The 24,860-nt window shown below is 38.6% G+C and carries 27 protein-coding genes; 13 read left to right on the top strand and 14 right to left on the bottom strand.

The window, feature by feature from the left end; translation table 11 throughout:
* Positions 1-84: 84 nt before the first annotated feature.
* The 3 genes from BUA60_RS03350 to BUA60_RS03340 are packed head-to-tail and all read right to left on the bottom strand — an operon-like array spanning position 85 to position 2,258.
* Positions 85-1,116 (bottom strand): S1C family serine protease, encoded by a 1,032-nt coding sequence (locus BUA60_RS03350; RefSeq protein WP_084532468.1) that lies wholly within the window; start codon positions 1,114-1,116, stop codon positions 85-87.
* Between the two features lie 21 nt (positions 1,117-1,137).
* Entirely contained in the window at positions 1,138-1,833 is a 696-nt protein-coding gene (locus BUA60_RS03345; protein WP_072860299.1) for a hypothetical protein, read from the bottom strand.
* Between the two features lie 53 nt (positions 1,834-1,886).
* A complete protein-coding gene (locus BUA60_RS03340; protein WP_143153114.1) occupies positions 1,887-2,258 on the bottom strand; it encodes a hypothetical protein in 372 nt (123 codons plus the stop codon).
* Positions 2,259-2,401: 143 nt separating this feature from the next.
* Here BUA60_RS03340 and BUA60_RS03335 point away from each other — a divergent pair, with 143 nt between their 5' ends.
* The 3 genes from BUA60_RS03335 (at position 2,402) to BUA60_RS03320 (ending at position 7,701) form a co-directional block, all read left to right on the top strand.
* The gene (locus BUA60_RS03335) at positions 2,402-3,508 is read left to right on the top strand and encodes a sensor histidine kinase (protein ID WP_072860297.1); all 1,107 of its coding nucleotides are present in this window, start codon (positions 2,402-2,404) and stop codon (positions 3,506-3,508) included.
* On the top strand, positions 3,505-4,230 hold the full coding sequence (locus tag BUA60_RS03330) for a LytR/AlgR family response regulator transcription factor (protein WP_072860296.1): 726 nt from the start codon (positions 3,505-3,507) through the stop codon (positions 4,228-4,230). Before BUA60_RS03335 ends, BUA60_RS03330 begins: the two co-directional genes overlap by 4 nt.
* A 759-nt stretch (positions 4,231-4,989) precedes the next feature.
* Positions 4,990-7,701: a hypothetical protein gene (locus BUA60_RS03320; RefSeq protein ID WP_072860294.1), complete on the top strand. Its 2,712-nt coding sequence runs from the start codon at positions 4,990-4,992 to the stop codon at positions 7,699-7,701.
* A gap of 190 nt (positions 7,702-7,891) precedes the next feature.
* On the opposite strand, the gene BUA60_RS03315 is transcribed toward BUA60_RS03320, so the two are convergent.
* Complete coding sequence (locus tag BUA60_RS03315) at positions 7,892-8,467, bottom strand: peroxiredoxin-like family protein (RefSeq protein ID WP_072860293.1); 576 nt, start codon at positions 8,465-8,467, stop codon at positions 7,892-7,894.
* Positions 8,468-8,684: 217 nt separating this feature from the next.
* On the bottom strand, positions 8,685-9,467 hold the full coding sequence (locus tag BUA60_RS03310; protein ID WP_072860292.1) for an RNA polymerase sigma factor: 783 nt from the start codon (positions 9,465-9,467) through the stop codon (positions 8,685-8,687).
* Between the two features lie 404 nt (positions 9,468-9,871).
* Between BUA60_RS03310 and BUA60_RS03305 the strand changes: the two genes are divergently transcribed.
* From BUA60_RS03305 to BUA60_RS03285, 5 genes are all read left to right on the top strand, one after another.
* Positions 9,872-10,351, top strand: a complete 480-nt coding sequence (locus BUA60_RS03305; protein WP_072860291.1) for an Hsp20/alpha crystallin family protein — start codon at positions 9,872-9,874, stop codon at positions 10,349-10,351.
* A gap of 73 nt (positions 10,352-10,424) precedes the next feature.
* Complete coding sequence (locus tag BUA60_RS03300) at positions 10,425-10,859, top strand: Hsp20/alpha crystallin family protein (RefSeq protein WP_072860290.1); 435 nt, start codon at positions 10,425-10,427, stop codon at positions 10,857-10,859.
* A 464-nt stretch (positions 10,860-11,323) separates the two neighbouring features.
* On the top strand, positions 11,324-11,557 hold the full coding sequence (locus tag BUA60_RS03295) for a hypothetical protein (protein ID WP_072860289.1): 234 nt from the start codon (positions 11,324-11,326) through the stop codon (positions 11,555-11,557).
* A gap of 50 nt (positions 11,558-11,607) precedes the next feature.
* Positions 11,608-12,390 carry a patatin-like phospholipase family protein gene (locus tag BUA60_RS03290; protein ID WP_072860288.1) on the top strand — a complete coding sequence of 261 codons (783 nt, stop codon included), beginning with the start codon at positions 11,608-11,610 and terminating at the stop codon, positions 12,388-12,390.
* A gap of 333 nt (positions 12,391-12,723) precedes the next feature.
* On the top strand, positions 12,724-13,224 hold the full coding sequence (locus tag BUA60_RS03285; protein WP_072860287.1) for a hypothetical protein: 501 nt from the start codon (positions 12,724-12,726) through the stop codon (positions 13,222-13,224).
* A gap of 94 nt (positions 13,225-13,318) precedes the next feature.
* On the opposite strand, the gene BUA60_RS03280 is transcribed toward BUA60_RS03285, so the two are convergent.
* A complete protein-coding gene (locus tag BUA60_RS03280) occupies positions 13,319-14,272 on the bottom strand; it encodes a L,D-transpeptidase (RefSeq protein WP_072860837.1) in 954 nt (317 codons plus the stop codon).
* Positions 14,273-14,429: 157 nt separating this feature from the next.
* Here BUA60_RS03280 and BUA60_RS03275 point away from each other — a divergent pair, with 157 nt between their 5' ends.
* From BUA60_RS03275 to BUA60_RS03265, 3 genes are read left to right on the top strand one after another with little or no spacing between them, the layout of a single operon-like run.
* Complete coding sequence (locus BUA60_RS03275) at positions 14,430-15,212, top strand: MlaE family ABC transporter permease (RefSeq protein WP_072860286.1); 783 nt, start codon at positions 14,430-14,432, stop codon at positions 15,210-15,212.
* Between the two features lies 1 nt (position 15,213).
* The gene (locus tag BUA60_RS03270; protein ID WP_072860836.1) at positions 15,214-15,996 is read left to right on the top strand and encodes an ABC transporter ATP-binding protein; all 783 of its coding nucleotides are present in this window, start codon (positions 15,214-15,216) and stop codon (positions 15,994-15,996) included.
* A gap of 4 nt (positions 15,997-16,000) precedes the next feature.
* The gene (locus BUA60_RS03265; protein ID WP_072860835.1) at positions 16,001-16,990 is read left to right on the top strand and encodes an MlaD family protein; all 990 of its coding nucleotides are present in this window, start codon (positions 16,001-16,003) and stop codon (positions 16,988-16,990) included.
* A 55-nt stretch (positions 16,991-17,045) separates the two neighbouring features.
* Here BUA60_RS03265 and BUA60_RS03260 read toward each other — a convergent pair whose 3' ends face one another.
* The 3 genes from BUA60_RS03260 to BUA60_RS03250 are packed head-to-tail and all read right to left on the bottom strand — an operon-like array spanning position 17,046 to position 19,434.
* Positions 17,046-18,263 carry a metallophosphoesterase gene (locus BUA60_RS03260; protein WP_072860285.1) on the bottom strand — a complete coding sequence of 406 codons (1,218 nt, stop codon included), beginning with the start codon at positions 18,261-18,263 and terminating at the stop codon, positions 17,046-17,048.
* 13 nt (positions 18,264-18,276) lie between these two features.
* Complete coding sequence (locus BUA60_RS03255; RefSeq protein WP_072860284.1) at positions 18,277-18,873, bottom strand: CDP-alcohol phosphatidyltransferase family protein; 597 nt, start codon at positions 18,871-18,873, stop codon at positions 18,277-18,279.
* Positions 18,874-18,924: 51 nt separating this feature from the next.
* On the bottom strand, positions 18,925-19,434 hold the full coding sequence (locus BUA60_RS03250) for a hypothetical protein (protein WP_072860283.1): 510 nt from the start codon (positions 19,432-19,434) through the stop codon (positions 18,925-18,927).
* 353 nt (positions 19,435-19,787) lie between these two features.
* On the opposite strand from BUA60_RS03250, the gene BUA60_RS03245 reads away from it, so the two are divergent.
* On the top strand, positions 19,788-20,654 hold the full coding sequence (locus BUA60_RS03245; protein WP_072860282.1) for an OmpA/MotB family protein: 867 nt from the start codon (positions 19,788-19,790) through the stop codon (positions 20,652-20,654).
* Between the two features lie 467 nt (positions 20,655-21,121).
* Entirely contained in the window at positions 21,122-21,514 is a 393-nt protein-coding gene (locus tag BUA60_RS03235; protein WP_072860280.1) for a DUF302 domain-containing protein, read from the top strand.
* A 3-nt stretch (positions 21,515-21,517) separates the two neighbouring features.
* Here BUA60_RS03235 and BUA60_RS03230 read toward each other — a convergent pair whose 3' ends face one another.
* The 5 genes from BUA60_RS03230 to BUA60_RS03210 form a co-directional block, all read right to left on the bottom strand.
* Positions 21,518-21,973, bottom strand: coding sequence for a DinB family protein (locus BUA60_RS03230; RefSeq protein WP_072860279.1), 456 nt, complete (start codon positions 21,971-21,973; stop codon positions 21,518-21,520).
* Positions 21,974-22,173: 200 nt separating this feature from the next.
* A complete protein-coding gene (locus tag BUA60_RS03225; RefSeq protein ID WP_072860278.1) occupies positions 22,174-22,626 on the bottom strand; it encodes a DUF2267 domain-containing protein in 453 nt (150 codons plus the stop codon).
* A 190-nt stretch (positions 22,627-22,816) separates the two neighbouring features.
* Positions 22,817-23,515, bottom strand: a complete 699-nt coding sequence (gene deoD / locus BUA60_RS03220; protein WP_072860277.1) for a purine-nucleoside phosphorylase — start codon at positions 23,513-23,515, stop codon at positions 22,817-22,819.
* 51 nt (positions 23,516-23,566) lie between these two features.
* Positions 23,567-24,214, bottom strand: a complete 648-nt coding sequence (deoC, locus tag BUA60_RS03215) for a deoxyribose-phosphate aldolase (protein ID WP_072860276.1) — start codon at positions 24,212-24,214, stop codon at positions 23,567-23,569.
* A gap of 276 nt (positions 24,215-24,490) precedes the next feature.
* Complete coding sequence (locus tag BUA60_RS03210; protein ID WP_072860275.1) at positions 24,491-24,760, bottom strand: hypothetical protein; 270 nt, start codon at positions 24,758-24,760, stop codon at positions 24,491-24,493.
* Between the last annotated feature and the right edge of the window lie 100 nt (positions 24,761-24,860).

Here is a 24,860-nt window from a genome sequence, read left to right as displayed (position 1 = left end):
GATTTAAGTTATTGAATGTTTTAGTTTCAGAATATATATACAGTAATAGTCCAATAGGTGATTCAAGGTTCTAAATCAAAGCTCCTAGCTTTTAAAGTTAATTGTGAGCTCTTCTACCTTACCACCTCTCAGTACTTTTAGCACGAATTCTTTCTTTTTGTAGAAATCCAATTTATTGACCATTGCATTATCAACATTTTCAAAAGCCTCTTTGGTCAATGGAAATCCATTTACCGATAGTATAATATCCCCTCCTAAAATTAAATGCTCATCTTCTATGGTAATAGTTTCAAATCCGCCTTTGATTCCGGCAAAATAAGCAGGTGAAAACCGAACTACAGATTCAACCAGCAAGCCGCCATTAATGGGGACATTTAACATCCATGCCAATTCTTTATCCAGAATAAAACCATTAATACCGTTCCATCTTCTATTGCCGTCAACAACCAATTTTTTGGCTAAATTAGAAGTAGCTGCAAAACCCAACCCTTGGAAACCACCAGATTCTGAAATGATGTAGCTTGAAATTCCGATGACCTCTCCTTGCATATTAAACATTGGTCCACCGGAATTCCCCTGATTTATCGATGCATCCGTTTGAAAGTATTCATTGATAACAAAGCCAGAGGTCCTCGTTTTTTGCTTTTGTTTACCGCTAATGTAGCCGGAAGAAAGTGATTGTTCCAAACCGTAGGGAGCACCTAGAATAATAATCTGCTCTCCTACGGAAACAGTATCCGAATCTCCTATTTTTGCCACTTTATATACTTTTGGCATCCAAGATAATTTCAACAATGCAATGTCCGCTACGGGTGCAGACCTAATTATTTTAGCGGGAATTTCTTCCCCATTTATAAATTTAACGCTCACTTTTTCCGCATCATTGACGACGTGGGCGGCAGTTAGAATTTCTCCATCCTCGGAAATAAGAACACCTGAACCGATACCCTCATCAATATTCATTTGATGGCTGTCTTCAAATAATCTGGATTCGGTCAGAATGGTAACAACAGATGTATTTACTTGTTTGTAAAGGGATGCTATATCTTGGGCACTGGCGATACCTACTGTAAAGGATAATACCGCAAGAAAGATGGATAGTTTAATTGTAATCATTGACTTCATTTTATTGTTAGTTTAAAATTTATAGGCTAACGAGAGTCCTAAATTGAATGTGATTATTTTGGGTATGTAATCTGAAGTGATACCCACATTGTCAATTGTTGTATCAACATCGGAAATTGTTACAAATCCACCACTGAAAGTAAAAGTGGGCATTAGGCAAAAGTTTTTCCCCAAATCACGCTTAAGTCCAATACCCAATTCATAGCCTAACCCTAAACCTGTCTCACTGTGGTGATGCATTCTAGTATTGGAATCCTCATTCGTATCCGTTATTGAAAACCCAGGGTTGGTAACCAGCATAGGACCCATTCCAATACGTGGATAGATACTGAATTTTCTGCCCAAATTTATTTTGTATTCAATTCCTATAAGAAGGGAATAGATTTTCCATGCATCGGAAGTTTCAACAGAATAGGTGGCTTCATCGGATGTTTCCAATTCTGTGGCCAATTGGTCAATATCGGGGGCAAAATGCTGATAACGAAAAGTTATTGTAAAATTCAGCTTTTGGCTTAAAGTACTACCTGCATAGAAATCCAACTTGTTTCCGCCTTCTGCAAAACCCGAATTGGAATTATTGATATCATCGGCCGCAAAATCTCCAATTGGAAAACTTTTTCCGTAGGAAATTCCAAAATAATACTTGCTTTCTTGTCCAACAACGGTCGTGACTATGGAGAAAATAAATATAAAAATGTATTTTTTCATTAGAAGTTAGTTTTGAGAACTTGATTAAGTGAAACTGAAATCTGGAACGGGTTTTAAGATTTAGCTCTGCTCCATTCTAGATCTGCGGATATAAATCGTGCAGTTACCTCAAGAATAAGTTTGTCACCTTCCACTTGACATTCTACATCCAACAACTTTCCTCTTTTTTTGGAATAAATCTTGCCCACCCATTTACCTTCTTTATACTCCAAGTTGAGTACTTCGATTTTCGTATTTCGCACTCCCTCCGAATTTATAAGGTTGCCTAGGTATACATTACCTTCTTTGTAGATTTCTACTTTTGTTTCATCTGCTGTAATCCAAACGGCAACTATTTCATCTTGTGGATCTTTCTTATCTTGTGCATAGAAGTTGGTCGATAGCACAAAAAAGGCAATTGTGATTAAGTGATTCATATTTCTCATGATTGTATTTTTTAATTACGCGGCGAAACTATTTTGACAGCGGGCCAGTAGCAAAAAAAATTTACCAATTGACGGTATAAATGAACCAAATGGATTTTGAGAGCAACCAAGTCTTTTAATTATCTAAATGAACAATTCGTACCATGAAATCATCATTTCATTCATTTGATTATGAAAAATTAGAAGATGATGCTAATATTGTCCCTATGAGCAGCGCATTGTCTAAAACAGAGCGATTTTTTAAAGTAGGCCCCTACATCCTATGGTTCGGGATACATATCGCCATAAGTTTGGTACTTGCATATCAAAGAAGTCTTGCAGATACTATTTACTATTTGGTAACCTATATATTTTTGGGCTCCTTGATTATTTGGCTTTTTGGATATAAACTCTTTCCCGAATACTTGGCTAGGGAAGGGAATATCAATCGAAGATTGGGATTGTTGATTACCACCAATATCATTCTTATTGGTATCGGAATCTATGCCCATACCATGATGGCAGAAATACTGGGGTTAAACCAGATCAGTGACCAATATGCCCCTAAATCCGTTCGAATAGCTTTGTGGCTTTTAATGGTTTTGTTAGGGATAATTTTTGTGGCCAGTATTCGAGTAGCACATGTATATTATCTTAATGCAGTGCAAAAAGTTGAACATAAAGCGGAAAGAGCCGAGGCCGAACTTAGATTGTTAAAAAGTCAGATAAGCCCTCATTTTCTGTTCAATACATTGAATAACATATACGGCCTTGCATATCTGAGAGATGAAAGGGCCGCTGAAATGATTTCAAAACTGTCCAAACTGTTACGGTATTTACTGTATGATTGTGATCGGCCCAAAGTCTTTTTGACCAAGGAAAAGGAACTTATAGAACACTATTTGAGCATACAATTGCTTAAGCATGAAGATTCCCGTAATGTAGATTTCTACCATGCCGGAATTACGAACAACAATAAGATCGCACCAATGATCCTAATCAATTTTATTGAAAACTGTTTTAAACACTCTGATTTGGAAACCAATCCCCGAGGTTGGATCAAGATTGGTTTGGAAGTGGATAAAAACGAACTTAGTTTTAGAACAGAAAATACCTTCAAGGATGAAGTTAAGGATGTTGCAAGAGATCATATGGGAATAGGGCTTAGAAATTCATTAAAACTTTTAAAGGCTAATTACCCAGGGAAACACGAAGTTAATATCACCAAGGAAAATAATGTGTACCAATTAGACCTAAAAATTACCTTATGAAAATAAAATGTCTAATTATCGATGATGAACATATCGCGCGAAAAATTCTTTCGGATTATGTTGGTAAAGTTCCGGAGTTGGAATTGGTGGCTTCCTGTAGTTCTGCACTGCAAGCGCTCAACTATATTAAAAATGATAATATAGATATTTTGTTTCTCGATATACAAATGCCCGATGTTTCAGGTCTTGATTTTCTGAAAATCTTACCCAACAGGCCAGCTGCCATACTTACTACTGCTTATTCCGAGTATGCAGTTCAGAGCTATGAACTCGATGTTGTAGACTATTTATTAAAACCAATAGATTTTGATCGGTTTTATAAAGCGGTCATCAAAGTCATTTCCTTAAAAGGTCCAAAAGTGATTTATCCCTTAACTACATCACAACCTCAGCCTACGGACAAACTATTTATTAAAGCCAACAGTAAAATCATCAGCGTCGCCTTTAAGGACATAATTGTCATCAATGGTCAAGGTCCCTATGTACAGCTAATTACCGTTCATAATCGTAAAATTATGACGTTGCAGTCAATGAGTAAATTAGAAGAACTACTTCCTGCCAATTTTCACAGGATACATCGCTCGCACATTGTCAATATCAATCATATAGAAAGTATTGATGGTAATATGGTAAAATTGAAAGATCATACTGCCGTAGTAAGCAAAAATAAACGGGACGAATTCCTTAAACTAATTGATCGGCACAATTTATTGGGCGAATGATTTTGGGAATACTTAAAAGGATAAGTGCACCTAAAAGAACTTTTGTTGGGACAATACCATGAAACTATTTCCGGAAGACAAGCTTTTTACATTTTAATTAATCCCAACTTAAACAAATGACCAATTTGGAATAATCCAAATGGGTCATTTGCCTTTTAACAACTCTTATTTTCTTGATAATTAAATTTTCAATCGTTTATAACTCAAAATCCTTCTATTTTTACAAAAATCAAATAGTATCATTTGAATCGTTTTGAAACCTAATGAAACTATCCAAATATTATTTGGTTCAATTTGCATTTTTTTAACATAAGTTGTTGTTTTACAGTATTTTGTGAATAAAAATTCTGATTTTACTTCTTCCATTTTTGCTAATTTTATACACTTATCCCAATTACATTGCTAGCAAGACAAAAGCGCTTTTGTTCATTCTTTAACTCTAAAAAAGAAACAAATGGATAATTTTATAATCTTGGGACGCTTGGGAAATCTGGAGAGGCTTTTGATTGGGAGGCAAGAGGTCACCGGTTCGACTCCGGTATTCTCCACCAATAAACACGAAGCTTCAAAAGTTTTTAACTTTTGAAACTTTTTTTATTTGCCTAAGTACTAAGGACAACATAAGAAGATCATAAACATTCTCGATATTTATTTATGGTAACTATTTGGTTTTATATACTTTATAAGATATTGCTTTCAAAATTGTTAAATTGTATTTCAGAATTACTGGAATACATTTTATAAAATCAGTTACTCATAATGAAAATTGGATATAAATTAATCTTCTTCATTTTACTATTCCCCCCTATTTTTTCCCAAGAAAATAATAAGGCAATTGATTTATCGGTAGCTGAAAAAATATACCTTCAACTCCATTCCAATGCCTATGCCATGGACCAGAACATTTGGTTCAAGGCCATTGTAACCGACTCGGAAAACCATATTCCATCCAACCTAAGTCGGTTACTCTATGTTGACCTAATAGGACCCAATGAACAGATTATGGCACATAGATTAGTGAAACTTACCCAAGGTATTGGCAAGGGTTCTTTTGAACTCAACAAGAATATGCCACAAGGGCGCTATTTGATCCGCGCCTATACCCAATGGAACAGTAATTTCGGCGATGATTTCATGTTCAAGGCCTATGTTGATCTATATGCTCCAACCCAAAACAATGATAAGGCCCCTATCGAGAGCCTGTCCGTAGTGGAAAAAGAACATGGTCGTTGGACATTAACAGCCGAGCTTAGGCCACAAATAATAGGGAGTGAAAATGAACGGCAGGTTCAGGTATACCTGAATTGGGGCAAGGGAAAAGATACAATCAAGGTTAACAGAAAGGGTCACAATCTATTTCCATTGGATTACGAAATTCAGGAAAAATTGGATTGGATTACCCTCACTTTGGACACTGGACAAGGTCTTCACCATACCAAAACATTAGTTATAAACACACCTCCAATAGATCTGCAGTTCTTTCCGGAAAGTGGTGACATCATCCATGGATTCCGTAACAAAATCGGTTTTAAAGCCGTAAGTTTGGACGGAAAGGGAAAGATGGTCCAGGGCGAGATATTGGATGCCAAAAGCCGAAAGGTAGCCACTTTTAGGAGCAACCATTTGGGTATGGGTTTTTTCTTTGTGGAGGCCGATAGCACTTCCACCTATAGTGCAAAAATTGTCTATTCGGACAGCCTAGTAACAGAGGTAACCTATCCCTTGCCCAAAGTAGTGTCCAAGGGGAGCATCCTATCTGTGAGCAGGGCCAAGGATAAGATCCGTATCCAAGTGGAATCCAATTATTTGAACGACCACGTATTCATAAAGGCCAGTTGCAGGGGAACGGATTATTATTTAATGGAGGGGCCCTTACGGGAAGGCCGCTTGTCTTACCACTTGCCGTCTAGCAAATTGCCCGAGGGAATCATAGTCTTTACCCTAATGGACGAAGAACGGATTCCTGTAGCGGAACGCTTGTACTTTAACGAATCCGAACACGATCGATTGGATATTTCCCTGTCTACGGACAAAAAACATTATGGACGGAAGGAATCAACCAAACTAGATATTGAGGTTTCTGGAAAAGGTTCGGCACCAACAACCACCGATCTATCCATTTTGGCCATAAACAAGGAACATTGGCATCAGGGGAAGGGAGAAACCATTCGCTCCAATTTTTTATTGACTTCTGAACTAAGGGGAGAAGTGGAAGAACCCGATTATTACTTCAGGGAAGATAGCCGCAGTCGTTATAACAACCTTGACGCCCTTCTGTTAACCCAAGGGTGGCGCCGTTACAAATATCCAGCAAAGCGAAAGGGCGCAAAGTTCTATTGGCCCCAACCCGCACTTGCAGTTAAGGGTACAGTGCGCTCGGGCTTTCCAAAAAGAGAACTTGTTAGAAATGCCGATATCTCCTTGGTCACCTTCGGCAAGGCGCCTACCTTTTATACCCAAAGAACAGATAGTATGGGAAGGTTTCATTTTTTATTGGACGACGCCTATGGAAAACGGATGAAGATATTGCTCAATAGCAAGGACCAAGAGGGCAAAAAATCCAACTACACCATTTTTATGGATACCCCTAATAGTCCAAAAGTGGAATATGAACCTACCATTTCTGTAGAAGAAGTAGATTCTGTAGCTCGGGCCGTGGTAAAGGCCCAGAAGGAGCGGCAAAAAACGGAGGCGATATTTGACTCCCTGTATGGCGTAACCCAATTGGACGAGGTGGTGGTAGAGGGCTATCGATTGACCCCTGAACGGCAAAAGGCCTATAAACAATTCGGGGAACCTGATGTGGTCATAGAAGGGGACGTCATACGTTCCAAAGAAAGGAAATGGTCCTACGGGCTGTACAGTATCCTTATGTTCGAATATGGGCACCAGTTAACAATAGAGCAATTTTCCGATGGCTTTATGCTGGCCCACGTTATAGGAGGCCGAGGAGAACCGACCTTGTTGGTGGTAGACGGCAAATTACTCACTAAAGAGGAATATGAGTTTGTTCCCCAAATGCCACCTGGTATCGTGGAGAGTGTGGAAATTATAAAATACGCCAAATTTTTTGTAAAACAATATCTGACAGTTTTTCCTGAGACAGATCCCTTGGAAGCTCCTACTTTAGGCCATATTATTTCTGTCTATACCAAAGGAGGAGTGGGCATTCATGTTACCGATAGTCCTGCACCGGGTACAATGGAATCTACTATTGAAATATTCTCCCCTGAGAAGGAATTCTATGCCCCGAAATATGACAGACCGGCTGAGGATAATCAAAAACCCGATTTAAGATCATTGATCCATTGGTCTCCAAGTATAAAGACCGATCAAGATGGTAAAGTTTCTGCTAGTTTTTACAATGGGGACATTGCAGGGGATTATATAATTGTTGTAGAGGCAATTTCCGAGGATGGCCGCATTGGATACCTAGAAAAAAATTATTCTGTTGAAGCGGAAGACTACTAAGTGAATTGAAAAATTCCAAGACCAAAATGTACCTACCAGAAACCTACAACCAACCTAGTAAACTCCACTCCTGGACTTTCTGGGAAAAATTATGGAACAAATTAGGAAGATAGGAGAAACTAATACTCAAGACAGGGTGTATATGTATAATTTTGGTATGGAAGCCTTCCATAGTACAATACCTAGGTTTTTACATCTTATTAACCATCTTTTCAATAACCTTGATTATTTCCTTTGGGCCCATCCTTTCGGTATAATTGGCCTCAACATGGGCTGCCTCAATGATCTGGTTAGTATTGACTATGAAAGTAGCTGGAACTGGTAAGGTTTTTAAACCCCCTCCATTTAAAAGGGTTAAATCTCGACGTTGGTGATAATCCTCCCCTGGATCAAACTGAAGGTTATATGCCTTTATCACTTCCTGATCCGCATCACTAAGCACCTCAAATTCCAGTTCGTTTTTTTGCGTGGCCGTAAGTGCATCATCCGGCCTTTGAGGGCTAATAGCCAATAAGGTGGCACCTAAAGACTTTATTTCTGGCAAGTGATTCTGAATTTCCCGAAGATCCAAATTACAGATGGGGCACCATTCGCCGCGATAGAATTTTAAGATTACAATACCTGATTTTAAGGCTTCAGATAGTGATACTTTTTTACCTATGGCATTAAGTAACGTAAAATCAGGAGCTATTTCCCCTTTAGATAGTCCTTTTGCCTGAGAGGCATTGGCTATAACCAACTTTTGGAAATCTTGTAATTCACCCATAATACATTGTTTGAAGTGCAAACTAAAAAAAGTATGAAGAGCCTACAACTAGAAATAGTAATTTACCAATAATTTGGGAAAGCTACCGATAACCATAGATATCCTCTAGTTCCTGTTTTTAACCATTATCATCTAAAATAGTTAGATCATATTTGGACAGGGGTATTTAAGGGCGTGTGGCAATAAATAATCCTAAGCTTCCAGCAACATTTCCTTTTTAGGATTGCACGTTCTTTTGTGGATATCTACCCTTAAAACTGGTAAGTAGGTGTTTTCGTGTCCGTACCAAATATGATTCTACCTCTTCAACGGAAATACCTTTAATCTTCGAAATTTCCTGAACCGAAAACCGTTGGTTTACGGCCAGATCGTAAATAGATTTCATAGGAGCAGGAAAGCGGTGCAGTACCATATCGATATGTTTGTGCATTTGGTCCCCGCCCAGTTCCTCATTAAGCTTTTCGATCCATTCGTCTTCTGGGTCTTCGATAAAAACATCTGCCAATTGGTAATCATATTTCGGATAGGACGGGTCGTTAAACTCCTCCAATAAGGTCCGCTCTCCTTCTCTGTCCACGCTGTAATCCTCTTGCATTTGAATCCATTCGGTATTTGAAAATTTTTCTATGTCATCAAGGAAACGCGTATTGTATTCCTCTTCGACTATGGTTTCTTGCAGCAGTTCGTCCGCCTTTTGGAAAAGCCAGAACGGTAGATCTCTTTCATCCTCTATTTCGGAGATTCGCTCAAATGCCTGAAGATAAAGTGCATTGACAAATTCCTCTACTTTGTACTTTCCCTTTGGAATATAACCATTCCTAACCGAAGTACTAAGACGGTTTGCAATATAGCCTTCCACATCTGGTAGTATGGTCTGCACCAACTTGTTGAACGCTTCTCGATCTTCGTCCTCCTTCAAACGTATCAATTCCTTAAAGTATAAGGCCGCAAGTCCATGCAGACCCCTTTGGGCACCTTGTGTATCATCTATATTTTCCATGACATCAAAACTTTAATATTCAACAATATTCAGAAAATTGTCTTGGGCAATACATCATTATCCAAAAAGGATTTGGATAATGGATAACCACATTACGATATTCAAATACTGTTCCAAAACCAAATCTTTAATAAGGTTCATTGAGAATTCCAATGGTTATGGAAAAAGCAATTTTATCCAATGACATAAACACTATAAGTGTCAGTGCTTTAACGCTTTAGGTAATAAAAAATGTCATTCAGAATGTCATTTTGACATTTTAAAACCGACGCTGCTTGGGTTGTTCGACATGATTTTCTTAAAAAGATTTTAAAATTTTGCCGTTACTTTTTAAGCAATTGATTTTGGCATTTTTATTGTTCGATAAAAGGTGAAAATATTGTTTAACTTAAATCTTTATTATTATGAGCACTTTAGCAAAAGTTTCTAACAATGGGGGTTTGACAAAAACAAATCCCTACAGGAAATCGAATCTCCCAATGTGGTCATTATTCGATGATTTTTTTGATAGGGAATGGCCATCGGTATTTTCTCAAAACTTCAACACCGGCATGAGCCTTCCGATGGTAAACATAAAAGAGACCGCTGAGGACTATTTCGTCGAAATGGCTGTTCCAGGGCTCAAAAAATCCGATTTTAACATTGTCCTAGACAATCAGGTACTCTCCATTTCAACCGAAACAGAGGAGCAAAAAGATCTGAAAGAGGAAAACTATACTCGTAGGGAGTTTGGGTACGCATCTTTCAAGAGAAGCTTTACGCTACCTGAAACCGTTGATGAAGGCAAGATCAAGGCCAAATATGACGAGGGGATTTTGAGCATTAACCTTCCAAAAAAGGAAGAGGCCAAGCAAAAACCAGCCAGAAGTATAAAGATTTCTTGAATTAGCGGTAAGGCGGGCCGAAGATTCGGCCCCCTTTTCCCTATTTACTGTTGAACCTAAAAAATTGGTGAATATGAAGATATTTGGCAAAGAATTGGGCAAGGCAATCAAGTTTCCACCATTCTTGGACAATTTTGTGGACAAGCTATTACCGCACCGTAAAAAAGATGACGAAGAACTGGTAACGATACCCTCTACAAACATAAGTGACGACAATGTTGCCTTTGAGCTTTCCGTAGCATTGCCCGGATTGGAAAAAAAAGATGTGCATATTGAAGTGGTCGATAATTATCTGACCATAAGCGCGCAGCTAGAACATAAAACTGAGGAAGAAGGCAGAAACTGGGTACGTCAAGAATTCGTTCATAATTCTTTTTATAGGGCGTTCAGCCTACCCAACAATGTAGATCCAGAACAATTGGAAGCAAAAATGAAAAATGGCCTGTTGACCCTAAAAATCGGCAAGAAAAAAGGTCGACCGACCCAAAGGATCATTAAGGTAAATTAGAAAATGGTTTAGTCGCCATAATGTGCAACCCAAAATATAAGGTTAGCGAAATACGAGCCTATAAACGAAGCAGCTAAAGTCATTAATGCTACCAATATGCCATTAGGATTTTACCGATAGTTGCCCAAACGATGGCAAGTTGCATTTAGATAAGACCATTTACATGGCCTAGACCTTAAACTTTTGTAAAGCGCCACCTCTCGTTCGCCCTTTAGACTTTAATATCTCGATATATGATCTGGTTAACGTTATACCTATTGTTTAGAGAATTGCCGAAAAAGTTGGGAAGGTTATGGAAAATACAAGGGTACAGCAAGCGAGGCAATCGCCAATGGCCTCAATAATGAGAGTGCATAAGAAGCCTATAAACTTCCCGGCTAATTCAAAAGATAAATTGTGGGGAAGTGGCCCAAAACGCACTCGTCTTCCCTGTTAAAACCCTAACCTTTAAAAACTATAAGAGTATGATAATTAAAAAATTCAAACCCGGCGATTGGGTAAAGATTAAATGGGACAATAATGCCCAAAAAATGGAGGTTGTAAGATATGTATCGAAAAAAGATCCGTTAACGGGTATCATCAACAACAACACTTTTTTGGAATGCGTCCACTATAGATACGGGGAACGATTTTCACGTACCGTACATCAGAATCGGTTGTTGAAGTTGATCGAATCTGGAGGTATTTACCAGTCTTAACCAATGTTGTAGGGCCTAAAACGGAATTTGAATGAATTGATTATAGAATAATGAAATTGCAGGTACTTAAGGAAAAGACTATTGGCCTCGTGTTATCTGGAGGAGGGCTTAAGGGAATGGCGCATATAGGAATCATCAAGGCCCTTAACGAAAGAGATATTTACCCCGATATCATTTCAGGGGTAAGTGCTGGCGCTATTGTCGGGGCATTATACGCCAATGGAACAAGTCAGTTGAATATGTTGGACTTCTTTAAAGAAACACCGCTGTTCAAATACAATTTCTTTACCATCAGGACACCAGGACTGTACGATACCGAAAAATATTATCTCTTTTTTTCGAAATACTTTGGGAAGGATTCTTTCGATATATTGGAAAAAGAGCTGTTCATTACTGCTACCGACCTGCAATCCGGGGTTCCTAAGGTATTCAGTTCTGGTGAACTGATACGGCCATTGCTGGCCTCAGCAGCGCTGCCGCCAGTTTTCAATCCCGTCACCATTGATGGACGTCTCTATGCCGATGGCGGGATAATGAACAATTTTCCCTTGGAACCCCTAACAAACAAGGTGGATTATATTATTGGCTGCTACACCTCCGGAATGAAAGAAATGGCAAAGACGGTCCTAAAAAGTCCACTCCAATTGGCCAACCGCGTTAACAGGCTTATGCTACATGCTAACAGCAGGGAAAAGTTATGTGCCACGGACATCCTTTTCCGACCAAAAGATCTGGAATATATCAAGGTCTTGGACGAAAAGGGAATTGACAAGGCCTATATGATCGGATACGAGCATGCCGCTAGGCACCTAGATAATCTCCTAGATATTTAAACGGCCTTGGGTCTTTGGGAGAACTAATGGCCTCGAATACAATTGAAGTGTTCCCTTAAATTGATTTACTTAAAACAATAAAAGCAATAGGCCGTGAACAAAATAACGATTGTAAACATTTCCAGGAATACCCAGAAAATTTTAAGGGTCTTTTTTAGTGATTGCCAATGTATTTCCCAGACGATATGATCATGGATTTTTATAAGATCAACACCATCTAAAAATCCATTATTTTTAACATTTTTTAACCTGACAACCCCTGATTATCAGATATTTTGGCAAAAATTTTGCGGAATTTCAGATGAATCAATGTGTAACTAAAAATTGTTTAACATGAAAAAAATAGCAATTCTTTCAATGGTGGCAATTTTGAACCTAAGTTGCAACGCCCAAGAGAATAAAAAAGAGGCCAACCTACAAAAGGACAGTATAGCCCAAGTGGAACCGCCCAAAGGTACTTGGAAGGTGGATAAGGAATTCGATGAAAACGGAAACCTTATTCGATACGATTCGATTTATTCTTGGTCATCTACCGATAATCTGGACGAATTGGCCCAAAGGAATCCGGATAGTCTCCTGCAATCTTTCCGATCCAAATTTTACAGGAACTTTTCGCATATAGACAATCAGCGTTTTGGAGACCTTTTCTCCGATGATTCCCCTTTTACCAAAAGGTTCTTTGACGACGATTTCTTTGACAGCGATTTTGGGGAGGATTTTATGGATATAGATAGGATCCAGAAAAGAATGGAAACGATGCAGCAAAGGTTTTTGGAAAGGTATCAATCAGAATTTGAGAAACTTGAAAACGAATCTTCACAAGACAAGAGTTAAAAACATAATCCCTTTTGGGGATTATGTTTTTTTACATCAATTGGCATTTAACTCTTCGGGTAGTGATATATTTCTATCTAATAAAGTGGGCCGACTATTGATAGTTGTAGATGTCCTTTAATTTCTGTATTTCCCCATTTTCATCCAAAATATCCAAATCATAGCGTATTTGGACAGCGGTGTTTAATGGCGCATGGTAATAAATAATCCAAGCGTCTGCCTCGGTAACTCCAATACATCCATTGGAAGACGCCTTACCCAAGGTTTCCGGATTGGTGGTGGGGTGTATCATTTGCCCATTGCGAATACCATTAATTTCTGTTTCTATCCATGGTATTTTAGGCATTATGGTCGTTTTCTTATCATCCCTTCGCGTCACATAAAATCGCTTGCCGGTAACAGGGTTATAAAAACTAGGATTCCGCTCCAACCTTACTATCTTGCCTTTTCCTGTTTTGGTCCTTAAATCTGTTACGCGATCTCCCATGGCCAAATACCTTTTTCTATCTTGCCCTACCCTGATCGGAAAGGTAAATAACAACAAGGAATCTTGATAAATGCGGAGCTTATATTCGGGAATATTTATATCTATCAAGGTATTTTCCATATCCTTGATAAGTTGCTGGCCCGTTTCGGCATCCGGTATCAACAAGGAATCATTGCTCCGTAGTACGATCATTTTCCGTTGATCATAAACAAAGGAATCTTTTGCCATTTGCCTGTAATAATCCGTATTGGCCAAAGTATCCATGATCCAAGGATTGGCTCGCACCAGCACGTGTTCGGTCAAGGCATAGGGCACTATGGAATCATACTTCTTCACCAAACCATCCATAAAATCAAAATAATTGGACACCGTAATATCCCGATCAACATATGCCATTGTAGGTTTGGCTTTCTTAGGGATACTATTTTTCGGTACTAAATGTTGCTGAACAGAGAGAGGATTTTCTGCGGAAGGGTTTTCTGCGGAAATAGGTCGGTTAACATTACATGAAACTATCAAAAGAACAAATACATGGAAGATGATTACATTCAATTTAATCATGGGGGTAAAATTTGGTGTTATTTTAAGCAAAACTAATACGGTTCCAAGGAATATAAAATGACAACGGTCACCACCCCTGTATATGACATTCCTCATTTTAAGCCCTTTACTTTCATGCTATCTTTGATGAAATAGACCCTTACAAAGGGATTAGGGTATGGGCGAAACATCTACATTATTTAAAGGGGTGAAGGAATTTTTCATAGAGATAGGAGATCTCTCCCATTTCGCTGCCCGATTTTTTAAGGAGGTCTTAAAACCTCCTTTCGAGTTTAAGGAATTATTGCGCCAATGCTATCAGATGGGAAATAGGTCGCTGATCCTGGTAACGGTAACGGGCTTTATTATTGGACTGGTACTTACGCTGCAATCCAGACCCACCCTGATTCAATTTGGAGCTGTTTCCTGGATGCCGAATATGGTAGGGATTTCCATAGTAAGGGAAATAGGACCTGTAATCACCGCCCTTATCTGTGCGGGCAGAATTGCTTCTGGAATAGGTGCGGAATTAGGTTCCATGCGAGTTACCGAACAAATTGATGCCATGGAAGTCTCGGGGACCAACCCATTTAAGTATTTGGTAATAACACGGATAATGGCCACCACTTTAATGCTACCCATTTTAGTGATATACGGAGATTTGGTAGCCCTATACGGATCCGCACTTGTAGAGAATTTAAAAGGAGACGTTTCCTTTCAACTTTATTTTAATACCGTATTCGATGCCTTGTCCTTTAGTGATCTGGTACCGGCCACCATAAAATCGTTCTTTTTTGGCTTTGCAATAGGATTGGTAGGCTGTTATAAAGGCTATTATTCCAAAAAAGGAACTGCAGGTGTAGGGGTAGCGGCCAATACCGCTGTAGTAATGGCATCATTACTATTGTTTGTAATAGATTTTATAGCGGTATTTATTTCCGATATTTTTTATGAGCTTTAACATGACAGACCAAGACCAAATAACAAATCGGAGCGAATCTGCCCAAGGCGGAAAGGCGGTTATAGAGATCAAGGACCTTTATAAAAGTTTTGGGGACAATCATGTCTTGAACGGATTTAATATGACCCTAATGGAAGGGGAAAACCTAGTGGTCATGGGGAAGTCTGGCTCCGGGAAATCGGTAATGATAAAATGCTTGGTTGGCCTGGTAAAACCAGATAGTGGAACGGTTAAGGTTCTGGGCAAGGAAATCAACTCCTTGGACCAGCAAAATTTGGACGAATTGCGTTCGGATATCGGATTTCTTTTTCAGGGAAGTGCGCTATACGATTCCATGACGGTACGTGAAAATTTGGAATTTCCCATGCGCAGGCACAAGGAAAAATTGGGAGTGGTTGCAGATACCGAACCATTGGTAAGGGAAGCCCTTGAAAATGTTGGTTTGGCCCATACTATGGATCTAATGCCAGTAGAATTATCCGGAGGTATGAAAAGAAGGGTGGCCTTGGCACGTACCCTTATCCTAAAACCAAAGGTAATGCTCTATGACGAGCCAACCAGTGGCTTGGATCCCATTACCTCCAAGGAGATTATAGAACTTATGCGTTCCATACAAAAGAAATACGGCACATCTTCCCTGATCATTACCCATGATGTAGATTGTGCCAGGGTTATTTCGGAGCGGATGATACTCTTGGTAGATGGTATTAATTATGCCGAAGGTACCTATTCACAATTATCACAATCCACCGATCCAAAAGTGGATGCTTTTTTTAAAAAATAAGAACATGGCAAAGACAAAATTAGAAAATTTGAAACTCGGAATATTCGTTGTCCTCGGCACGGCACTACTTGTTATTGCTACCTATTTAATTGGCAACAGACAAAATATGTTTGGAAAGACCATTCCTATTACGGCCATTTTTAAGAATGCCAACGGACTTCAGAACGGAAATAATGTACGCTTTTCCGGTATAAACGTAGGCACCGTGAACAAAATTGAGATGATCAATGATACCACCATTCGCGTGCACATGATCATTGAGGAAAAAATGCAAAATCACATTAAAAAAGATGCCGTAGCCACTATTGGTTCTGATGGACTTGTGGGCAGTATGCTTATCAATATCGTTCCAGGAGAAGGAAAGGCTACGCATATTGGTCCAGGGGATGAATTACAATCCTTTAGCCGGGTAGCCACCCAGGATATGCTGAACACCCTTAACCAAACCAATGAAAATGCCGCATTGTTGACAGAAGACCTACTAAAGGTAACTAGATCCTTGACCCAGGGCAAAGGCACCTTTGGCAGGTTGTTGAACGATTCCCTTATGGCCAATGAGCTTCACCAAACCATTACCAATCTGAAGCATACCAGTAATGAAGCCAACATAATGATCGCCGAGATAAACCAGATTGTAAAGCAGTTGGATTTTGATAATAGTACTGCAGGTGTGTTACTAAAGGACTCCATTACCGGGGATAAAATGAAAAATGTTATTTCCCATCTGGAAAATTCCAGTCTGGAGATCGAAAAAATGACCAAGGACATAAATTCGGTCATTGGGGATATTAAAACAGGCAAGGGGGCCATTAACTATTTGGCCACAGACACCGTATTGGTAGGGCAATTGGAAACCAGTATGGAAAACGTCACGGAAGGAGTTAAAAATTTCAATGAAGTAACGGAAGCCTTAAAGCATAACTTTCTCACCCGCCGCTATTTCAAAAAGAAGGAAAAAGAGCAAAAGAAGGAGCTGGAAAAAAATAATGAGTAAGTTCCTTAAATCCAGTTATACTTATAAGCAACCAGAAATAATGATGATGGTTAAACTATTCCTTTTCAAGCTCTATAAAGGTAATTTCCGGACGCATGCCCAATCGGCCTGGAAATCCCATCCACCCCAATCCTCGGCTTACATATAGAAATTGATGGCCTAAGCGATATAATCCTGCCCAATGCTTGTATTTGTATTTTATAGGACTCCATTCTCTATTTTTAATGTTGATCCCCGCCTGCATACCGTGGGTATGTCCTGAGAGCGTAAGGGCTATATTGGTCTTATCCACCACCTCCTCGCTCCAATGCGAGGGGTCATGGGACAATAAAATTTTAAACCCAATGCCATCAACTCCCTTTAGGGCCTTCTGAAGGTCCCCATATTGCTTAAAAGGTGGATTCCCCCAGTTTTCCACTCCCACAATGGCAATTTTCTCCCCTTTGTTTTCTATACATTCTGCTTCATTCAGCAAGAGCTTAAAACCAATTTTGTCATGGAAATCCTTTATGTCCGCAAAATTGCGCCTTCTCTCTTCTTCCGATTCCCATTTACTGTAATCCCCATAATCATGATTTCCCAAAACCGAATATTTTCCCTGTTGTGCGGTCAGTGTCTCTAGTACATCCTCCCATCCATTTAGTTCCCAAGAATAATTGTTGACCAAATCGCCGGTAAAAAAAATAAAGTCGGGCTTTAAATTATTTATGGTATTGATGGCGCGTTGCAATATATGATAGCGATAATTGAAACTGCCCAAGTGAAGATCGGATATTTGAACTATCCGCAATCCATTAAAATTTTGAGGCAACAAATCTGCTTTTATAACCACCTTGTGGACCTTAAATCTATATACGGCCCTGAAGACGGCATACACAATAACGAAGAATGGCAAAAACCCAAAAAAAACACCTACCAAAGGAATGATCAGCAAGGACTTTTCCCCTGAGATCAAAAAATTTGAGAAATAAAGTATGGAAATGACAACTACAAAGATCAGCTTGGGAATAAAGGAGGAAACGGTTAATCCATATAAGGATGAAATAAGAAGTTGCTTTCTATAAGGTGATATACTTTCCAATCTAATTTTCAATACCAATATAGAAATAATGAGACCAATGGTAAAAAACCAAAAGGCAATATAAATAGTATTCTTAATGTTGGAAGATTCAATAGGCTCCATAATAGATTTAAGCCAGTAGAACGCCAGGGCATCGATCAATAAAATGGCCAAACATAAAAGGACTATTGCAAAAAAAGTGTAGGATCGCATTAATTGGGGTTTTCTATTGGTTATTGTTATTTACAAGCCGTCTTTTATCTTTCAACGCCCAGAAATAACCTTTTACATCCTCTACCCAGTCATCATACATAAAGATAAGCGTAATTTCCTCAACAGTTTCCAACACCCCCAAAACAATCATGGTATAAAACAACCAATATACAGGTCCAAAGAACAACAACCATAAAATAAATATCCCTTGGGTAATGGCAGATAACTTGGCCAAATAGGTATGAAAGGCGGTGGCTTTACCGTATTTGGCAAAGGCAATGGACATCTGGATCAGGTAAGGTACAAATGCAATTATTATAAGAAGAAGGTTCTCCTTAATGAAAGTGATTTCAAAAAAGATCAAACCAATCAATCCCATAATAAGGGTTACTTGATCTCCCATAGAATCCAACTGTGATCCCCTGGCACTGGAAATCTTTAATCTTCTTGCCAAGAACCCATCTATGGCATCGGTACTGTAGCTAACAAGAAGCATCCAACTAAACCATTCCCGTTCCCCAAACCAAATTAGACCGAGCAATAGCGGTACGGCCAAAATTCGATAAAAGGAAAACCAGTCGGCTATATTAGAGTTCTTAAAATTATACATAACTATTCATGCGTATTTGATATCCAGTAACCAGAAACCGTATTGCAATATTTACAACTTTAATAAAGGGTTTAATTTATTTATAATTTGACCCACGTAATTGGGAGTTTCGTCCAAAATTGATTCTCCCGTAAAAGCATCAACCCCTTCCATTTTATAGGACCCTTCTCCCGAGGTAGTCAGGACAACGGTCTTGTCCCTGTAGTCCTTGGTTCTGTCCATAAACGATTTAACCGCTGAGGGTGGCTTCCAATTCTCCCAGGTATGGATTATCAATAAGGCGTCGTAATTATTAGGATTTACACCTACCAATGCGGAAATATCTATTACCTTAATATATACCGACTCCGTTTTGTAATAATCCACAATGGCGGTCGTAATGGCATTTTTAAAATCACTTCCCTGTGTGGCCAACAGCAACCTGGAATTTTCCGCGGGAGAATTTACCTCGTACTCTTGGGCATGGTCCATAGCGTATTCATTTTGATACCAAAACATAAACACCAAGAAGACCAAAGCAATCGATAAGAATACAAGAAGTATCTTTCTAAATTTTTTCATAGAATTCTATCTTTTAATATCCTGCTGCCCTTAAGAAGAAAAAGTATAGTGGTTCCTTATCCCTCTTGTATAGGGTTTTGGCAGCACCCTTTCATTAATTCGTGCTAAGGCTTATAAAGCTATACCTTAAGTCATCACCAACCTATGACCATTGTCATTAATAAATGCAAGCCACGTATTAGTTAATTAATATGTAGCACCAGTTCATTAAACCTATAGGATGAAGTGTTTAGAGAAATAATGCCAATATCCAAAAACGTAAAGGCCATTGCACTACATGATATTTATCATTTGACACCATTTGAATTGTGACTTACTTTATGGGACAACTATTATTCAGTAAACCTCTAACTATGAAAACACTATATCTTTACGTATTGGCAATTACCCTTTTCACTTCCTGTGTAAGCCAAAAAAAATATACTGCTATGCAGGACCGGGCTGTAAATTGTGAGAATGAATTAAATACCAGCAAGAACCAAATCAATTTGTTGGAAGCCGGATTGGCCAATGAGAAAAACAGGTCCAAATCCTTGGAGCAACAAATGGAATACTTTAAAAGTACCAATACAGACTTGTTGGCCCGACTTTCTGATCTATCCGTTGTAAGCAAATCAGGGGCCGAAAGCATTAAAAAATCTTTGGAAGCCCTAAACGAACAGAATAAATACATAAAAGACCTTACCAGTAGTATACAGCGAAAAGACTCCATTAATTTGGTATTGGTCATGAACTTAAAAAGATCCTTGGACAATTTTGAGGATGAGGACATTAATATTGAGGTGAAAAAAGGAGTGGTCTATGTCTCTATTTCAGACAAGATGCTCTTCCGTTCCGGTAGCTACAACATAAGTAGCAGGGCAGAGGAAGTTATTGGTAAAATAGCCAAGATCATCAATGACCATAAGGAATTGGATATTTTGGTAGAGGGCCATACAGACAATGTCCCCATTTCTACCGAATGCATGGTCGACAATTGGGATTTAAGTGTAAAAAGGGCAACATCGATTGTACGATTAATGCAGACTAAATTTGCCGTTCAACCCATAAGAATAACCGCTGGGGGACGTTCTGAATATCTGCCAAAAACCACCAATGCAACAGCAGAGGGTAGGGCCGTTAACCGCAGAACGGAAATCATTATTTTGCCCAAACTAGACCAATTCTTTGAGTTGCTGGAACCCCCGACCACAAATGTAGAGGGACAAGGAAAAGGATAATAAAAATAAAAGGATTTAGGACATTAAGCAATCCTGTTTCCTGTATTAAAAAATCCAGAAAAAAACACTCAACTGATCTATGTCATTTCGTATCCAATATGATAACCATATATTAGTATTATTAAAAAAGTAATCGTTCTTTGAAAGAAATAAAAATAAAGTTTCTAAGCAGTAATGCCTTAGCGACCATAAACCGGTGCACAAGTAACTTCTTGAGCCTTATTACCCTACCCCCTTGCACGACCGTTACAATTGTAGCTTGTTGCTTGGGACTCGGATAAGTGCAAAAGTGCTGCCCAAGCCCGGACATTAAGGATTGGGATATCTATATATCCCAATCCTTTTTTTTATATATGGTCCTTTTTTTTGAAGGACAACCATACCTTCTTTAGGTTATGAACCGATTTAAATGGATTAAAAAATTAGTATATTAAGTACTATATTAAAAACACATTAATAATCTTATTATGGAATACTATTTTAACAAGACCATTGGAAATACCCCTTTTGAAAAAGCAGTGGAAAAAACAAAATTGGCCCTACAGGAAGAGGGCTTTGGAGTACTAACAGAAATTGATATGAAGGCTACATTAAAGAAGAAATTAGATGTAGATTTCTATAATTATACCGTTCTGGGTGCCTGCAACGCCCCCTTTGCCCATAAAGCCTTACAGGCCGAAGATAAAATTGGTACCATGTTGCCCTGTAATGTAATTGTTATGGAAAAGGAACCTGGGCTTGTCGAAATTGCAGCAGTAAACCCCATGGCGTCAATGCAGGCAGTAATTAACCTGGATTTAATGAATATTGCCGATGAAGTGGGCGAGAAACTAAAAAGGGTGGTAGAAAAAATCCATTAAGCACTAAGAACCATATTTTTTAATGATGGCCATTTGACCCGAATGGTGTACGGTGTGGGATACGATTCTTCCAAAGGCCTCCGCCTTTGTCTTTGTGCCAAATTCCTTGGTGGTAACTGTAGCCTCCCAATCTTTATCTTGTTGCTTTTCCAATACCGATCCAAGCATTTGGAAAGAATATTCCACATATTCCAATAATTCGGTCAGATTGGTCCACTCCCCTGTATCCTTCTGCGCAATAACCGTTTTTGCAATGACTTTTACATCCTGTGCACCAAAAACGTTCTTGGCAAAAAGCAATTCCACGTCACCAACATGCCTAATAAGAAAACCAATACTGTTTGGTGCCGGTAATAATTTTTTGCTTAGATCCTCTTGTGTTATATTGGACAATTGGTTGGAAAACCGGGTCCTGGCCTCTTCCCATAGTTCAATAAATAATTGTGTTTTTGATTTCATTCAAAGTCAAGTTGAAGCATTAAAACATATATTTCGGGTGAAAAGTTATGGAAATGATGTAGATTCTGCAAAACCCATAATAAACAATTGGCACCCATAAAAAAATTATACTCTTCTGGAATATTTTTTTAATACGAAGGATATTAGATAAACAAAGACATAAACTAAAAGTGCTATAAATAAAGTCATGGTTTTGGTATTTAGAATGTTAAATTATTAAAGATCATCCCTTTTAGATTTTTTGGGAGTGCATCCCTGATATCGGACATTTCTCCTTGGGAAACATATTTTCTTAAATAAATAAATGTAGTGTTTACATATTCTTCAGCTACTTCGTCACTATATTCAAAATCGTTTATAGCTGCAGGCCCATCGAATTTTCTAACCAAATCCAAAAATTCGGCCATATGCTTAATTTTGGGCTTCTCCTTTTTTACGGTCCAACCATTAACATAAACGGCCTTGAGAAACATGGGCATCTGGGCAATAAATTGCAAGGATTCCTCCACAGGAATGATTTCCCTCAATGCATGAAGTACTGAGGTTAAAATACGACCCGCTTTGTCGGTATCGTTCCCCAGATCCATTTGCTTAGTGTAATCCTTAAGGAAGGTGTGCCCCTCCGTAGCATACTGATTAAAATTAAGTGCCATGATTTCTTGTTTTTAGGATATATACAAAAATGGTCTTATCTTTTTAATTGTAAAATGACCTGGGTCATTTGTACTAAAATCATGGATTAAACTAATTTGAATTTGTCCAAAAACACCGTGCTTTTCGTATCGGTTTTAGCTAATGTTTTAATATAGGGCAAGAGGATCAGAAAATTTCATTAACCCCACCTTAAGCAATATTTAAGGCTATATCTATCATGTCCTGAAAAGTAGTTTCCCTTTCTATGGAATTGGATTTTTGGCCAGTGACCAAGGAATCCGAAATAGTCAATATTGCAAGGGCCTTAACATTAAACTTGGCAGCTATGGTATATAATCCGGCCGCCTCCATTTCTACACAAAGAACCCCAAATTTCGCCCACAATTTGTAAAAATCTGGATCGTCCTCATAAAATTCATCCGATGAAAGTACATTCCCTGCCTTAATGTTAATTCCCTTTTCCTTGGCATAAAGTGCAGCTTTAAGAAGCAGGTCGAAATCGGCCGTTGGCGCATAATCCGCATTGATAAATCTGGAATTATTGATCCCAGAGGTGGTGGAAGCCGCCATTGCCAAGACAATATCGCGTATTTTCACCTCTTTTTGATAAGATCCGGCGGTACCAACACGAATTAGATTTTTCACCCCATAATCATTTATTAGCTCTTGATAGTAGATGAGCGCCGAAGGAATGCCCATACCACTTCCCTGAACAGATATCCGTTTGCCCTTAAAGGTGCCGGTATAACCCAACATACCACGAACTTGGTTATAGCAGAAGGGGTTTTCTAGAAAGGTGTTCGCTATCCATTTGGCCCGTAAGGGGTCACCTGGCATTAGTACGGTTTCTGCAATTTCACCTTGCTTGGCCTCAATATGTGTGCTCATATATAATATAATATCTAATTCCTGTTCCCAAATACTATTGGACCAACACCTTCAGTTTTGGTTGGTGACTATGGCTACTCCAGAAGATGTACCTATTCTAGCCACCCCTAAATCAATATAATTTTTGGCGGTCACCGCATCCTTAATTCCTCCTGATGCCTTTATCTTAATCTTGTTTCCTACTGCCTTCTTCATCAAAACCACATCTTCAAAAGATGCCCCCCTGGAACCAAAACCAGTTGAAGTCTTTACAAAATCGGCCTTGGCTCCTACCGCTATTTTACTTGTGGTAATTATTTCAGTATCGGTAAGATAACAGGTTTCCAAAATTACCTTTAGCACATTATTGCCTACCACTTCCTTTACTTGCCTTATTTCTTCTTGGACAGCTAAATAATTCCCAGATCTTAACCACCCAATATTTAATACCATATCCAATTCATTGGTCCCCAGCTCAATATAATCCATGGCTTCGTTCACCTTGGCCTTAGTGGACATGGCCCCTAATGGAAACCCCACCACCGAGACCACCCTTACCTTCGAATCCTTAAGTAGATTCTTGGCAAGGGCTATATGACATCCATGGATACATACCCCATAGAAATTATAATGCAAAGCCTCTGTACAAAGTTGTATAATATCCTTGTCTGTTGCCGTTGGCTTTAATAAAGAGTGATCAATAAAATTTTCAAAGTGCATTTTTCAAATTAAGTGTTTCTAAACGACCCCATTTTACCAAAAGTAAACTTCTTACATATGCCATTTTATGACAACGATCATCAAAATAATAGGTGACAAAACATTTGATCAACAAGAATTCCCAAAATAGATTTTTGAAGCTACTCCTTGTTTTCCCATTTTACGGGAAAGAAATACATAAAAATGACATTGGCCGGCAAAACTGGCAAGAGGAATGGCAGGGACCAAAATAGAAGCATAAACAATTATGAAGATATAAGGTTAATAAGGAAAGAATTAGGCAAAGGCGGTCTCAGTAGTACTATCACCTTGTAAATTGGGGCTTAATGTAGAAAGAAATTTAAAATGTCGTATGGGATATCCAATCCTCCAAAGTTCCTGTTTTACTTGTTCCAAAGCTATTGGACTATAGTAATGGAAAATGAGCCTTCCAGTGTCAACTTCAAGGTCTATTACCCTAATATCCATAATACGCCTAAGGTTCCGAAGAATCATCATCTTGTCATTATTAGAGATTAGGTTGCCAATTTTTGCTATAGCTTTCATGAAGTTTAGGTTTATAGTTTCCAATGAATACTAAAATACAACTGAAAATTCCCCTTTGAAATGATACAGATCAGTTAACGTATAATTTATACCATATAAG

It is taken from the genome of Arenibacter palladensis (assembly GCF_900129275.1).
Lineage (GTDB): Bacteria > Bacteroidota > Bacteroidia > Flavobacteriales > Flavobacteriaceae > Arenibacter > Arenibacter palladensis.
The sequence above is the reverse complement of the archived record's forward strand: the minus strand, read 5'-3'. Positions and strand labels throughout refer to the sequence as shown.